14 protein-coding genes and 1 other annotated feature are annotated in these 14,060 nt (G+C 60.5%); of the genes, 6 read left to right on the plus strand and 8 right to left on the minus strand.

The annotated features are described in order from the left end of the window. From hisIE to hisG, 8 genes are read right to left on the minus strand one after another with little or no spacing between them, the layout of a single operon-like run. Complete coding sequence (gene hisIE, locus ACTG2S_RS11655) at nucleotides 1–651, minus strand: bifunctional phosphoribosyl-AMP cyclohydrolase/phosphoribosyl-ATP diphosphatase HisIE (RefSeq protein WP_005360718.1); 651 nt, start codon at nucleotides 649–651, stop codon at nucleotides 1–3. Then, nucleotides 644–1,417, minus strand: coding sequence for an imidazole glycerol phosphate synthase subunit HisF (gene hisF, locus ACTG2S_RS11660; RefSeq protein WP_274161415.1), 774 nt, complete (start codon nucleotides 1,415–1,417; stop codon nucleotides 644–646). The genes hisIE and hisF overlap by 8 nt, the downstream gene beginning before the upstream one ends. Continuing rightward, the gene (gene hisA / locus ACTG2S_RS11665) at nucleotides 1,417–2,178 is read right to left on the minus strand and encodes a 1-(5-phosphoribosyl)-5-[(5-phosphoribosylamino)methylideneamino]imidazole-4-carboxamide isomerase (protein ID WP_159158894.1); all 762 of its coding nucleotides are present in this window, start codon (nucleotides 2,176–2,178) and stop codon (nucleotides 1,417–1,419) included. Before hisA ends, hisF begins: the two co-directional genes overlap by 1 nt. A 5-nt stretch (nucleotides 2,179–2,183) precedes the next feature. Further along, nucleotides 2,184–2,828, minus strand: coding sequence for an imidazole glycerol phosphate synthase subunit HisH (hisH, locus tag ACTG2S_RS11670; RefSeq protein WP_274161414.1), 645 nt, complete (start codon nucleotides 2,826–2,828; stop codon nucleotides 2,184–2,186). Beyond that, a complete protein-coding gene (gene hisB, locus ACTG2S_RS11675) occupies nucleotides 2,828–3,937 on the minus strand; it encodes a bifunctional histidinol-phosphatase/imidazoleglycerol-phosphate dehydratase HisB (protein ID WP_274161413.1) in 1,110 nt (369 codons plus the stop codon). The genes hisH and hisB overlap by 1 nt, the downstream gene beginning before the upstream one ends. Before the next feature lie 15 nt (nucleotides 3,938–3,952). Then, nucleotides 3,953–5,023 (minus strand): histidinol-phosphate transaminase, encoded by a 1,071-nt coding sequence (gene hisC, locus ACTG2S_RS11680; RefSeq protein WP_274161412.1) that lies wholly within the window; start codon nucleotides 5,021–5,023, stop codon nucleotides 3,953–3,955. Beyond that, a complete protein-coding gene (hisD, locus tag ACTG2S_RS11685) occupies nucleotides 5,020–6,345 on the minus strand; it encodes a histidinol dehydrogenase (RefSeq protein WP_274161411.1) in 1,326 nt (441 codons plus the stop codon). The genes hisC and hisD overlap by 4 nt, the downstream gene beginning before the upstream one ends. A 12-nt stretch (nucleotides 6,346–6,357) precedes the next feature. After that, the gene (gene hisG, locus ACTG2S_RS11690; RefSeq protein ID WP_071910208.1) at nucleotides 6,358–7,254 is read right to left on the minus strand and encodes an ATP phosphoribosyltransferase; all 897 of its coding nucleotides are present in this window, start codon (nucleotides 7,252–7,254) and stop codon (nucleotides 6,358–6,360) included. Between the two features lie 25 nt (nucleotides 7,255–7,279). Continuing rightward, nucleotides 7,280–7,408, minus strand: a sequence feature (His leader region). Nucleotides 7,409–7,595: 187 nt separating this feature from the next. On the opposite strand from hisG, the gene ACTG2S_RS11695 reads away from it, so the two are divergent. The 6 genes from ACTG2S_RS11695 to fadD all read left to right on the plus strand — a co-directional run bounded on the left by ACTG2S_RS11695 (nucleotide 7,596) and on the right by fadD (nucleotide 14,007). Then, nucleotides 7,596–7,841, plus strand: a complete 246-nt coding sequence (locus ACTG2S_RS11695; RefSeq protein WP_106843672.1) for a hypothetical protein — start codon at nucleotides 7,596–7,598, stop codon at nucleotides 7,839–7,841. 67 nt (nucleotides 7,842–7,908) lie between these two features. Beyond that, complete coding sequence (locus ACTG2S_RS11700; protein ID WP_058056828.1) at nucleotides 7,909–9,819, plus strand: ATP-dependent DNA helicase; 1,911 nt, start codon at nucleotides 7,909–7,911, stop codon at nucleotides 9,817–9,819. A gap of 90 nt (nucleotides 9,820–9,909) precedes the next feature. Further along, nucleotides 9,910–10,611 carry a tRNA (adenosine(37)-N6)-threonylcarbamoyltransferase complex dimerization subunit type 1 TsaB gene (gene tsaB / locus ACTG2S_RS11705; protein WP_204483576.1) on the plus strand — a complete coding sequence of 234 codons (702 nt, stop codon included), beginning with the start codon at nucleotides 9,910–9,912 and terminating at the stop codon, nucleotides 10,609–10,611. Between the two features lie 118 nt (nucleotides 10,612–10,729). Beyond that, complete coding sequence (locus ACTG2S_RS11710; protein ID WP_021230054.1) at nucleotides 10,730–11,245, plus strand: Slp family lipoprotein; 516 nt, start codon at nucleotides 10,730–10,732, stop codon at nucleotides 11,243–11,245. A gap of 20 nt (nucleotides 11,246–11,265) precedes the next feature. Then, nucleotides 11,266–12,132 (plus strand): alpha/beta fold hydrolase, encoded by an 867-nt coding sequence (locus ACTG2S_RS11715; protein WP_274161410.1) that lies wholly within the window; start codon nucleotides 11,266–11,268, stop codon nucleotides 12,130–12,132. Between the two features lie 198 nt (nucleotides 12,133–12,330). Next, nucleotides 12,331–14,007 (plus strand): long-chain-fatty-acid--CoA ligase FadD, encoded by a 1,677-nt coding sequence (fadD, locus tag ACTG2S_RS11720; protein WP_085942148.1) that lies wholly within the window; start codon nucleotides 12,331–12,333, stop codon nucleotides 14,005–14,007. The last annotated feature ends 53 nt before the right edge of the window (nucleotides 14,008–14,060 follow it).

The following is a 14,060-nucleotide window of genomic DNA, read 5'->3' on the forward strand; positions in this document are numbered from 1 at the left end:
TTATTTATTATGCCGCTCGTAAAGTCGCTGAACGACATCCTGTAATCCCAGCCCTTCATTTTGTAGCAGCACGGTGAGGTGGTAGAGCAGATCGGCGGATTCGTTGATGAGCTCCTCCCGATCCTTGGCCATGGCGGCCAGCGCTACTTCAACACCTTCCTCACCCACTTTCTGGGCGATGCGCTTGGTCCCTTTGCCGTAGAGGCTGGCGGTGTAGCTGGTGGCCGGATCGGCCCCTTTGCGGGCTGCCAGCACCTGTTCCAGCTCTGCCAGAAAACCGAGGGGTGGCACCGGGTGACCATGGAAGCAGGAGGTTGTCCCTTTGTGGCAGGTGGGGCCGACGGGGTTGGCGGCGATCAGCAGAGAGTCCTGATCGCAGTCGGTGCTGATGGCCACGAGTTGGAGCACATTGCCCGAGCTTTCACCCTTGGTCCAGAGCCGCTGTTTGCTGCGGCTAAAGAAGGTGACCTGACCGGTAGTCTGGGTCTTTTCCAGCGCTTCACGGGTCATAAAGCCCTGCATCAGCACCTCGCCGCTGGCGGCGTGCTGGACGATGGCGGGGATCATGCCATCGCATTTTTCCCAGTCGAGCTGCTCGGCAAGGGGGCGCGCGCTGGCGGTGGTTTGTGCATTTTCAGAGAAGTTATTCACGGATGGCGACTCCTTCGGTTTTCAGCCAGCGTTTCAATTCGGGAATGGGGATAAGGCCCTTGTGGAATACGGAGGCGGCCAGCGCCCCGTCCACGTCGGCGAGGGTGAAGGCATCGCGAAAGTGTTCCATGGCACCGGCGCCGCCGGAGGCAATGAGCGGCACCTTGCAGACGCTGCGCACCAGCTTGAGCTGTTCGAGATCATAACCCTGACGCATGCCGTCCTGATTCATCACGTTCAGCACGATTTCGCCCGCGCCGCGCTTTTGCACCTCCTGCACCCAATCGAGGGTGTGCCAGGCGGTGGTGCGGGTGCGGCTCTCGTCACCGGTAAACTGTTTGACCTGATAGTGGCCCGTGTCGGCGTCGAAGTAGGAGTCAATGCCCACCACCACGCACTGCACGCCAAAGCGCTCGGCCAGTCGGCTGATAAGCGTCGGGTCGGCAAGGGCAGGGGAGTTGATGGAGACCTTGTCGGCGCCAAATTCGAGGATCTGGCGGGCATCCTCCACGCTTTTGATGCCACCGGCGACGCAGAAGGGGATATCGATCACCTCCGCTACCCGGCTCACCCAGCTCTTGTCTACCACCCGCGCATCGCTGGAGGCGGTGATGTCATAGAACACCAGCTCGTCTGCCCCTTCCTCGGCATAGCGGCGCGCCAGCTCGACTATGCCGCCCATCACCTCGTGGTTGCGAAACTGCACCCCTTTGACCACCACGCCATCTTTCACGTCGAGGCAGGGGATAATGCGTCTTGCCAGCATCAGTTGCCTCCTGTGGTATCGGCTGCGGGGGCTTGCCAGCAGGCGATGGCGTCACCCACCGAGAATTTGCCCTCCAGCAGGGCGCGGCCAAGGATAATCCCCTTGACGCCGGAGCCCTTGAGCGCCTCGATATCCGCGATGCCGCCAATGCCGCCGGAAGCCTGAAAAGCGACGCTCGGGTAGCGGGCGCAGAGATCCCGATAGAGCTCGACGTTGGTGCCAGCCAGGGTGCCGTCACGGCTGATGTCGGTACAGAGCACATGCTTGAGCCCGGCGGGGAGGAAGCGCTCGATCAGCGCCTCGATGGTCACACCGCTGTTCTCCTGCCAGCCTGCCACAGCGATATGGCGATTGCCCTGCTCATCGATATTGACGTCCAGCGCCAGCACGATCTGCTCGGGGCCATATTTCTCCATCCAGCTGGCCACCAGATCCGGGGATTTGACGGCGGTGGAGCCAATCACCACCCGGCTGGCGCCGGCGGCCAGCAGATCCGCCACATCCTGTTCGGTGCGCACGCCGCCACCGACCTGAACCGGTGCTTCGGTGGCCGACAGCAGTTGAGTCAGCAGGGGCAGCTGGCGAGCCTTGGCATCCTTGGCACCGTCCAGATCCACCAGATGGAGCTGCACCGCCCCCTGGGAGACATATTCATCGAAGCGGGCCTGCGGGCTGCTGCTGTATTCGGTCTTCTGCTGGTAGTCCCCCTGATAGAGGCGAACCACCTGACCGTTGATAAGGTCAATTGCGGGAATGATCATGCTAGTCACAGCTCCAGAAAATTTTGCAGCAAACGGGCACCGGCAGCGCCTGAGCGCTCCGGGTGGAATTGGGCGCCAAAGAAGTTGTCACGGGCGACAATCGCGGTAAAAGGCTGGCCGTAGTCGCAGGTCGCCAGCGTCGCTTCGGTCACTTCCAGCGCATAGGAGTGCACGAAATAGAAGTAGCTGCCGCTCGGGATCCCCGTGAGCAGAGGATGGCTCTCGTCATGCTCAATCTGGTTCCAGCCCATATGGGGCAGGCGCATGCTTGACTGGAGTAAGGTGCCGACGTCCATCAGCCGGATCTTGCCCGGCACTATGCCAAGGCAGTCGATGAGATCGCCTTCACTGCCATCGGCACTCATGCTCTCTTCGGAGGCCTCCGCCAACATCTGCATGCCGAGGCAAAAGCCCAGCAGCGGCTGCTTGGCGGCGCGAATAAGGGGCACCAGCCCGCGCTCGTTGAGGTTCTTCATGGCGGCTACCGCGGTGCCGACGCCAGGCAGGATCAGTTTGTCCGCCTGCTCGATATCAGCCGCTTGGCTGGAGACCAGCGGCTGCACGCCGAGGCGCTCGAACGCCATTCTGACCGAGGCCAGATTTGCACAGCCGGTATCGATAATGACCAGCTTCTGCTTGCTCACATCCATCACAGCACTCCCTTGCTGGAGGGAAGCTCGCTCCCTTCCACCCGAATAGCCTGACGCAGGGCGCGGCCAAAGCCTTTGAACAGCGCCTCCACCTGATGGTGGGTGTTGCCGCTGCCCACCTTCATTTGCAAGGTGATGGCCATGGCATCGGAGAGGGAGCGGAAGAAGTGGGGCACCATCTCGGTGGCCATCTCGCCTACGCTGTCGCGGCCAAATCCGCTCGGGCAGTCGAATACGAAGTAGGGGCGACCGCTGAGATCCAGTGCTGTGCTCACCTCCTGCTCGGTCAGCGGGCGCGCATCGATCACCGCCTGTACCTCGTCCATCGCCAGCACGAAGCCGAAACGGCCGATACCGCGCTTGTTGCCAAGGGCCTGACGCAGCGCCTGACCCAGCGCAAGTCCGACGTCTTCCACCGTGTGGTGATCGTCGATATGCAGGTCGCCGCTGACGTTCAGCTTGAGTTGGAAACCGGCGTGGGTGGCAATTTGATCCAGCATGTGATCAAAGAAGCCTATGCCGGTGGCGATCTGGTTGCCGCCGCTCTTGTCTAAGTCCAGCGCCACCTGGATGCGGGTCTCCTTGGTGTAGCGTTCCACCGAGGCTACGCGGCCTTTGGATAACAGCTGATCACGGATGGCGAGCCAGTTGTGATCCTGCGGGTGATAGCGAATACCGCCAATGCCCATGTTCTCGGCCAGCTGCAGATCGGTCTGGCGATCGCCAATCACGAAGGAGTTGGCAAAGTCGATGCGACCGGAGGCGAGATAATCCTTTACCAGCCCAAGGTGAGGCTTGCGGCAGCTGCAGCCATCGGTGGGGAAGTGCGGGCAGATCAGCACCTGTTCCCACTTCACCCCTTGCGATTCAAACAGGTGCATCATCAGGTCGTGGGGTGGCTGGAAGTTCTCCAGCGGCAGGCTGGCGGTGCCCAGCCCATCCTGATTGGTCACCATCACCAGCACGTAGCCTGCGGCCTGCAACTCGCGCAGCACCGGAATGACCATGGGCTCGAAGCGCAGTTTGGCGAGGCTATCTACCTGCTTGTCGGTCACCGGCTCTTCAATCAGGGTGCCGTCGCGGTCGATAAACAAAAACGGGGTCTTCATCGCTACATCCTTGTCTTACAAAGTGGGAGAGGGCAGATCACGCAATACCGCCAGCACGGCATCCATCTCGCCCTGATAGCCGATGGTGACGCGAATGCTGTTATCCAAGCCGGGTTTGGTCGAGAAATCCCGCAGTATGATGCCAGCGGCCTTCATGGCGGCAAAGACGGTGGCGCCATCCACAAAGCGCACCAGCACGAAGTTGCCTTTGTCCTCGAATACTTCCTTCACGCAGGCAAGCTTTGCCAGCTCAGCCTTGAAGGCGGCTTTTTGCTTGTTGAGCTCTGCCACTCGCTCGCGCATCAGCTCCAGCCCCATGGGGGAGAGTGCTTGCGCCGCGATCTGGGCGATGGGCTCGGGGATGGGATAGGGGGCGATCACCTTGGCCAGCATGGCGATCACCTCGGGGCTTGCCAGCGTAAAGCCGCAGCGGATCCCCGCCAGCGCAAAAGCCTTGGAGAGGGTGCGGGTCACCACCAGATTGGGGAAGCGGGCCAGCAGGTCCACCACGGACGCCTCGGGGCAGAACTCGATATAGGCTTCGTCCACCACCACGATGGCGCGATCCCGCGCCTTCTCCAGCAGGGCGATAAGGCCGTCGCGCCCCACCAGATCCCCGGTGGGGTTGTTGGGGGAGCAGAGAAACACCAGTTTCACATCAGACAGACGGTCCGCGATGGCGGGCCAGTCCGGCTGGCGGCTGGCGGTTAGCGGCTGCTCGACGATACCGACGCCGCAGGTCTCGGCGCTGATGGCGTACATGCCGTAGGTGGGCGGGCAGATAAGGATCTGATCTTCACCCGCTTCGCAGAAGGTGCGAATAAGCAGCTCGATGGCCTCGTCGGCGCCGCGGCTCACCAGCACCTGATCGGGATTAACCCCGGCATAGGCGGCATAGCCGTTCACCACCTCTGCCGGTTGGCACTCGGGGTAGCGGTTGAGGCGGCTTCCCTCGATGGTGAAGGGATAGGCCTGTGGCGCCTCGTTGGCGTTGAGCCAGACGTGGCCCTTGCCGCCGATGCGGCGGGCGGATTGGTAGGGGGTGAGGGCCCGCACCACGCGGCGCGCCAGATTGGCAATGTTCATGACAAATCCTTCTGCTGTGCTGTTGGTTGGGGCGCGGCGGCCAGGGCGTTCAATCTGAGGGTGACGGCATTTTTGTGGCCATCGAGCCCTTCGGCCTGAGAAATGCGCTCGACGATGGGGCCAAGGCCCTGAATGCCGCGCTCGCTCAACTCCTGCACCGTGTAGCGGCGCTGATAATCGGCGAGGCCAAGGCTGGAGCAGGTGCGGGCATAGCCATAGGTGGGCAGGGTGTGGTTGGTGCCGCTGGCGTAATCGCCGACTGATTCCGGGGTCCATGCTCCCAGAAAGATGGAACCGGCATTCTCAAGCTGGTCCAGCAGCTCGCGGGGGGCGCGGGTCTGCACAATCAGGTGTTCCGGCGCGTAGGCGTTGGAGATGGCACACGCCTCGGCCAGATCGTCACAGAGGATCACCAGACTTGAGCCCAGCGCCTGCGAGGCGATATCGCGGCGGCTCAACTTGGCCAGCTGGCTTTTTATTTCCCCTGCGATGGCATCGGCCAGCAGCGGTGAGGTAGTCACCAGCACCACCTGACTGTCGGGGCCATGCTCGGCCTGGGAGAGCAGATCCGCCGCCACGAAGGCGGGGTTGGCGCTCTCGTCGGCGATCACCAGCACCTCGGAGGGGCCAGCGGGCATATCGATGGCGGCGCCGCGCCAGTCGCTGGATACCTGCCCCTTGGCTTCGGTCACATAGGCGTTGCCCGGGCCGAAGATCTTGTCCACTTTGGGGATGCTCTCGGTGCCGTAAGCCATGGCGGCGATGGCCTGGGCGCCGCCGATGGCGAACACCTTCTCGACGCCGCAGGCGCGGGCGGCAAAAAGGATCTCGTCGCTGGCGGGGGACGGGGTGCAGAGCACCACTTCACGGCAACCGGCGATAGCAGCCGGAATAGCCAGCATCATCACGGTGGAGGGAAGTGGCGCGCTACCCCCCGGCACATAGAGGCCGACCCGACTGATGGGCTGGGTGCGCAGCTCGCACACCACCCCGGGCTGGGTTTCCACTCGTACCACCGGCTGCACTTGCGCAGCGTGGAAGGTGCGAATATTGGCAATGGCCGCTTCGATGGCGTTTTTGATGTCGTCATCCAGCCGCGCGCAGGCGGCTTCAATTTCGGCCTCGCTAACGCGCAGCTGCTCACGGGGGGCGCGCTCGAAGCGCAGGCTCAGCTCGCGCAGGGCCTCATCGCCACGGCTACGTACCGCGGCGATGATATCCCGCACCACGAGGCCGATATCGGCCTCGTCACTCAAGGCCGGTCGGGTCAGCACGTCGGCCTGCTGGGCAGGGGAGAGGGTCTTCCAGATCAGGGTCTGCATGATATCCCTTCCTTATTCCATCATCTTTTCGATGGGCAGCACCAGAATGGAGCTGGCACCCAGAGCCTTGAGCTGCTCCATGGTCTCCCAGAACAGGGTCTCGCTGGAGACGACGTGCAGCGCCACCTGATTGGTGTCACCGGCCAGTTGCATGATGGTGGGGCGCTCGGCACCCGGCAGCAGATCGGTGATAGCATCGAGCTTGTCTTTGGGCGCGTGCAGCATGATGTATTTGCTCTCGCGGGCCTGCTGCATCCCCTGAATGCGGGGCAGCAGTTTGTCGATGAGCTTCTGCTTGGCATCGGACAAGGGGTTGGGAGCCTGTACCAGTACCGCCTTGGAGCGGTAGATCACCTCTACCTCTTTTAGGCCGTTAGCTTCCAGGGTCGCGCCGGTGGAGACCAGATCGCAGATGGCATCAGCCAAGCCCGCTCGGGGTGCCACTTCCACCGAGCCGCCCAGCATCACGCTCTTGAAGCCGAGCCCCTTTTCGTCAAAGAAGCGCTTGAGCAGCCCGGGGTAGGAGGTGGCGATGCGTTTGCCGGCAAGGCTTTCTGGCCCTGTGTAGGTCACATCTTCCGGCACCGCCAGCGAGAGGCGGCAGCCACCAAAGTCCAGCTGCTTGAGGGTCTTGACCTCGAATGGCAGGCCCTGTGAGGCGCGAATAAGCTGCACCTCTTCCAGCACGTTTTCGCCGATGATGCCAAGATCGACCACCCCTTCCATCACCAGACCCGGGATGTCGTCATCACGCACCCGCAGGATATCGATGGGCATGTTCTCGACATGAGCGATAAGGCGCTGCTCGCGCAGGTTGATCTTGAGGCCACAGCTCTTGAACAGGGCTTGGGAGTCCTGGCTCAGACGACCGGACTTTTGCATGGCGATACGCAGACGTTGTGTTTCCATTTGCTCGATTTCCTTCTAGTCAAAAACGAAAAAACCCTCGGAAGTGGGTGCTTCCGAGGGTTTATGAATCTTGCGGTCCTTTTGGAAGTCACCAGTTAAGTGTCTTCCAGCAGTCAACCTCCTGAAAGACTAGTCGGGATGATGATGGTGGTGATGAGTCTTCAGGGTGGTGAACTTCATGTAATCAATCCTTTACAAAATAAGATGTCGTAATTGACGCCTGATTTAAACTACCTGCCTTGACAGAAAATGCAACCCGAAATTGTGATTTGATCGATTAAAGTGGCGAAAACGGTTTTCTGGTCGATAACTAGACAATAACCCCTGCAGGAGTCGCCATCATGCCCAGCCAGGACCTGTTGTTCCCCATTTTGCCCCGGGCGCCTGCCGCGCCCGGCAGCGAAGAGATCAAGCGGGAAGTGAACCAGATCAGCAAGAAGCATCAGCTGCGCAAGACCAGCACTGACAACAGTGACTCCCAGCAGCGCCAGCAGGCGTATAGCACGCCCGCCAAGCGTGATCAGCCCAAGGTGGAGGAGGGTGATCACAAGCCGGACCCCGAGCATCAGATCGATCTGTTCGTCTAGGCAGATTATCTGTCCCGCTTTTGCCCCGCTTTTGGCATAATGGCCGCTTTTGCTGCGGGACGCCCTTTTGACCATCCAGACCCTGTTCAAGCCAGATGGCCCTCTGGCCAGCCATATCGACGGTTTCAAAGCCCGCGCTCCCCAACTGGAGATGGCCGAGGCGGTCGCGCGCGCCATCAAGAGTGGTGGCCGTCTGCTGGTGGAGGCGGGGACCGGTACCGGCAAGACCTACGCCTATTTGGTGCCTGCGCTGGAATCCGGCAAGCGGGTGGTGATCAGCACCGGCTCCAAGAACCTGCAGGAGCAGCTCTTCTATCGGGATCTCCCGACCATCACAGGCGCGCTCTCCTACACCCCGCCGGTGGCCTTGCTCAAGGGGCGCAGCAACTATCTCTGCATCGAGCGGATGAACCGGCTCTTGAGCGAATCCCATCTGCAAAAGCCTGAAATCCTGAACGATCTGGTGAAGGTCAAATCCTGGTCCACCGCCACCGATAACGGCGATGTGGGGGATATTCCGGGATTGCAGGAGAACGCCGAGATCCTCGCCCACGTCACCAGCACCAACGACAACTGCCTCGGTCGAGACTGCCCCTATTACGACGACTGCCATTTGGTGGTGGCCCGACGCCGCGCCATGGATGCCCAGGTGGTGGTGATCAACCACCACCTCTTCTTCGCCGATATGGCGGTGAAAGACACCGGATTTGGTGAGTTGGTGCCCGAAGCGCAAGTCTATGTCTTTGACGAGGCGCACCAGCTGCCGGAGATCGCCACCAACTACTTCGGCAAGTCGGTAGGCAGCCGAACGATTCAGGATCTGGCGCAGGATATCCAGCTGGCCTATCGGGCAGAGGCGCACGACATGGCCCAGCTCGGCAAGGCGGCGGACCGGCTCGCTATCGCCAGTCAGGATCTGCGGCTCGCCTTCGGGGTGGATGGCGGTCGCGGTAATACCCGCGACATGCTGCGCCAGCCGCTCTGGGGGCAGGCTCTGGCTCGTCTTAACGACGCCATCGGGCTCTGCTACGAGGTGCTGAAACTCGCTCTCGGCCGTGGCGAGCAGCTGGATCACGCCTTCGAACGGATCAGTGAACTGCGCACCCGCCTGGGTGAAGTGCTGGCGGTCAACCAGACCGGTTTCTCATACTGGTACGATTGCTCACGGCTTCATTTCACCCTCAATCTGACGCCGCTGTCGGTGGCCGAGAGATTCAGTGCCGAGGTGCAAAGACCGGAAGTGGCCTGGGTCTTCACCTCCGCCACCCTGACGGTGGATATGCGGTTTGATCACTTCAAAGCCGAGCTGGGGCTGGCGGGCAGCGCCGAGTTGATCCTCGACAGTCCGTTCGACTATGGCGAGCAGGCGCGGCTCTGTGTGCCCCGCTATCTGCCGGAGCCCAACGCCTTTGGCCGTGGCGAGCAGCTGGCCAATCTGATGATCCCGCTCATAAACAAGACGCCGGGGGGCTGTTTCTTCCTCTGCACCAGCCATCAGGTGATGCGTCAGGTAGCCGAGGTGCTGCGCCGGGAGATTGGCCGAACCGTCTTGTTGCAGGGGGAGGACAACAAGCAGCGGCTGCTCAAGGAGTTTGTCGAGAATGGCCGTGCCGTGCTGGTGGCGACCAGCAGTTTCTGGGAGGGGATCGACGTGCGAGGGGCGGCGTTGTCGTGTGTTATCATCGACAAGCTGCCGTTTGCCAGCCCCGATGATCCGCTGCTCAAGGCGCGGGTGGATGATTGCAAGCTCAAGGGGGGGGATCCCTTCGCTGAGCTGCAGTTGCCCAAGGCGGTGATCGCCCTCAAACAGGGGGTGGGGCGGCTCATTCGTGATCGCAGTGATCACGGGGTGCTGGTGATCTGTGATCCACGGATGGTCAACAAACCTTACGGCGCCACCTTTATCAAGAGTCTGCCCGCCATTCCTCGCACCCGGGAGTTGGGGACGCTGGGGAGCTTTTTCGATCGCGGTGAATAAGTTTGCCGCCAGCTAACAGATTTGAACAACGGGTGAGCATATCTCGCTTGCCGGTTATGTAATTGACTGATTTTATAGAGATTGGAAAGCATGAACGAGTTGAAGATCCTGGCCGTAGATACCGCCACCGAAGCCTGCTCCGCCGCCCTGCTGGTGGGTGACAAGCTGTTCTCCCGCTGGGAGGAGGCGCCACGGGATCACACCCGAAAAATCCTGCCCATGGTTCAGGCTGTGTTAGAGGATGCCGGGATAAGTTTGAGTGACCTCGATGCCATCGCGTTCGGCCGCGGCCCGGGCTCCTTTACCGGCGTGCGGATCGGCATCAGTGTGGCGCAAGGTTTGGCGTTTGGCGCGGGAGTGCCGCTGATTGGCATCTCGACCCTGGCCGCCATGGCGCAAGGCGCCTATCGACTGGATGGCGCCGAGCAGGTGCTGACCGCCATCGATGCGCGGATGAACGAGGTCTATTTCGGCCGCTATGAGCTGATTGATGGCCGCATGCAGCTGGTGGGGGACGAGGTGGTGAGCGAACCGGCGGCACTTGTTGACGTCCGTGGCAAGCTTGCGGGCCTTGTGACCTGCGTCGGCACCGGTTTTGAAACCTATGGCGAGACCCTGAGTGGTCTGGCCGATGAGCTGGCGGTGAGCCAGGTGCGTTTCCCGGCTGCAGAAGACATGTTGCCGCTGGCCCGCGCCGCCTGGCTGGCGGGGGAGGCGGTACCGGTTGAACAAGCAACACCGGTCTATTTGCGTGACAAGGTGACCTGGAAAAAACTGCCGGGTCGCGAATAAGGGCAGGAGCGCTGACGTCATGTCGCTCTTGCCGCTCATCAGCTGCAATAAAAGCGGGTGGCCCGACGGGCCACGCCGGCAACAGGAGAGTGACATGATGCGTAATAGCAGAAGCGACATGATGAAACGCACTATGGTGGTCGGGGCGCTGGCTCTGCTGCTCGGGGCCTGCAGCTCGGTCCCCAAAGAGCTGGCTTATGAGCCCGAAAACCAGCTGGTGGCCTATCAGCCAGCCCTTGGCGGCATGGAGGGCAAACCGGCCCGCTGGAGCGGCGTTATCTCGGCGGTGCACAACAAGGCGGATCAGAGTGTTATTGAAGTAGTCTATCTGCCGCTTAAATCCAACGGTGTGCCGGAGCAGACCGAGCAGAGCCCGGGCCGTTTTCTGGCTATCATGAAGGGTTTTGTCGATCCGACCCTCTACGCCAAGGGGCGCAGTCTGACGGTGCTTGGCACCATAGGCAAACCGGTGGATAGCCAGATTGGCGAGCACAAGTACCGCTTCTCGGTGCTCAATGTGACGGGCAGCAAGCTGTGGCCGCCAGTCAAGGAGGTGGAGGTGCGCTATATGGACCCCTACTTCTACGACCCCTTCTATGATCCCTTCTGGCCGAGACGGCCGCTGCGTCGCTAAGGGTTGCCATGATCAACCCCATGATGAGTACTCTGTACGAACGTCTGCTGACCCTGGCTGATGGGCGGTGGATAGCCCTGATGGATAACCAGTCTGCGGAGCATGATCAGCAGGGCAAACCCCTGCTGATCGCCTTGCATGGCTGGCTCGACAACAGTGCCAGCTTCTTGCCGCTGGCGCCCCATCTGGGGGATTTTCACCTCATCTGTGTCGATCTGCCGGGGCACGGTCACTCCGATCACAAAACCACCCCTTATGTCTTTGTCGACTGGCTGGACGATCTCTACCAGATCGTGCAGGCGGCAGGGTGGTCGCGCTTCACTCTGCTCGGTCACTCCCTCGGGGCGTTGATCGCCTCCGCCTATGCCGGGGTGTTCCCCGAACAGGTGGAGCGGTTGATCATGCTGGAGGGGCTGGGGCCGCTGAGCCAACCCGATGAGGAGGTACCTGCCCAGCTGCGACGTGCGATTTTAAACCGCAGTCGCACTCGGGTGCGCAGTGCCAACGGCTTTGCCTCCATCGATGAGGCTGTCGCCGCCCGTTGCAAAGTGGCGGATATCACGTCGCAGGCGGCGCGTCTTATCTGTGAGCGGCAGCTTGAAGAGCGGGCAGGGCGCTGGCACTGGCGCAGCGACCCCCGTTTGCGGGATCTGTCGCCCCTGAGAATGAGCGAAGGACAGGCTCGTGCATTGATGGCGGCTATCCGTTGTCCTGTGCTGTTGATTCAGGGGGAGCAGGGCTTTGCTGCGCTTGAAGCCCAATGGCAGGCCCGTCAGGATGCCTTCCAGCAGATCGAGCGGGTCATATTGGGTGGAAACCATCATTTTCATATGGAAAATTCGGTTGATACGGCCGTTTGTATCGTAAAGTTTTGTCAAGTTCGGTAGAATCGCCAGCTTTCAATAATTCCAGGTTTGTTTTCTCCCTCACATTTTTCTGTTGTTAATTTGCTGTTAATTGATGTTGCGCTGTGTAAATATGTGCGGCATTAGAGCATCAGCTTAAAACAACCGATTAAAATGGATGTGAACCGGGACGGAGGCAACACAGTGAGCGCACAGGTGCTAGTTATGCAGGAGAAGTTTGTGGAAAAAGTCTGGCTGAAACGTTATCCGGAAGGGGTCCCCGCCGAGATCAATCCAGACCAATACAGCTCCCTGGTCGAGATGTTCGAATCCTCGGTGACCCAGTTTGCCGATCAGCCCGCCTTCGTCAATATGGGCCAAACCATCACCTACCGCCGACTGGAAGAGCAGTCCCGCGCCTTTGCTGCCTACCTGCAAAACGAGCTGAAATTGGAGAAGGGTGATCGGGTCGCGGTGATGATGCCGAATCTGCTGCAATACCCCATCGCCGTGTTCGGCATCCTGCGTGCCGGCATGATAGTGGTCAACGTCAACCCGCTCTATACCCCGCGTGAGCTGGAGCATCAGCTCAAGGACTCCGGTGCCAAAGCCATCGTTATCGTCTCCAACTTCGCCCATACCCTGGAAAAAGTGGTCTACGACACCCCGATCAAGCACGTTATCCTGACCCGGATGGGGGATAACCTGGGGCTGGCCAAGGGCACCCTGGTCAACTTCGTGGTCAAGTACGTCAAGAAGCTGGTGCCGAAATACAATCTGCCCCACGCCACTACCATGCGTCAGGCCCTCTCCAAGGGGCGTTTCCTGCAGTACATCAAGCCGGAGATCACCAACGACGATCTCGCCTTCCTGCAGTACACCGGTGGCACCACCGGCCTCTCCAAAGGGGCCATGCTGACCCATCGCAACATGATTGCCAACGTCGAGCAGTGCCTCGGCGTCTATGGCCCCATGCTGGAGCGTGGCAAGGAGTTCGTGGTCACCGCGTTGCCGCTCTATCACGTCTTCGCCCTGACCGTGAACTGCCTGCTCTTTATGCGTATCGGCGGTTACAACCTGCTGATCAGCAACCCGCGCGACATCCCGGGGTTTGTCAAAGAGATCAAGAAGTATCCCTTCACCTGCATTACCGGGGTCAACACCCTGTTCAATGCGCTGGTCAACAACGAAGAGTTTCAGGGGATCGCCTTTGACAAGCTCAAGCTCACCATCGGCGGCGGCATGGCAGTGCAGCGTGCGGTTGCGGAGAAGTGGAAGACACTGACCGACACTCCGCTGCTGGAAGGCTATGGCCTGACTGAGTGTTCGCCACTGGTGAGCGTCTGTCCCTACGATCTGACCGATTACAACGGCTCCATCGGTTTGCCGGTCTGCTCTACCGAGATCCGTCTGGTAGATGACAACGGTCAGGTGATCCACGCTCTCGGCACCCCGGGCGAGATGCAGGTGCGCGGCCCGCAGGTGATGGTGGGCTACTGGCAACGTCCCGAGGCGACCGCCGAAGTGATGCAGGATGGCTGGCTCTGTACCGGTGATATCGCGGTGTGCGACGAGCAGGGCTTCTTCAAGATCGTTGACCGCAAGAAGGACATGATCCTGGTCTCCGGTTTCAACGTCTATCCGAACGAGATCGAAGATGTCGTTGCCCTGCACCCGAAAGTACTGGAAGTGGCCGCGGTCGGCGTGCCACACAAGGTCTCCGGCGAGCTGGTGAAGATCTTTGTGGTCAAGAAAGATGCAAAATTGCAGGAGGACGAGATTATTGCCCACTGTCGCAAACATCTGACTGCCTATAAGGTGCCGAAACTGGTAGAATTTCGTGACGAACTTCCCAAGACCAATGTGGGCAAGATCCTGCGCCGCGTACTGCGCGACGAGGAGATTGCCAAGCAATAACCGGACTGCGGCTGCAGAATCTTCTGCAAACCAGCACCGTCGTTATGCAAAAC

This window comes from Aeromonas sp. 82P, from assembly GCF_051919365.1.
In the GTDB taxonomy this organism is placed as follows: Bacteria; Pseudomonadota; Gammaproteobacteria; order Enterobacterales; family Aeromonadaceae; genus Aeromonas; species Aeromonas veronii.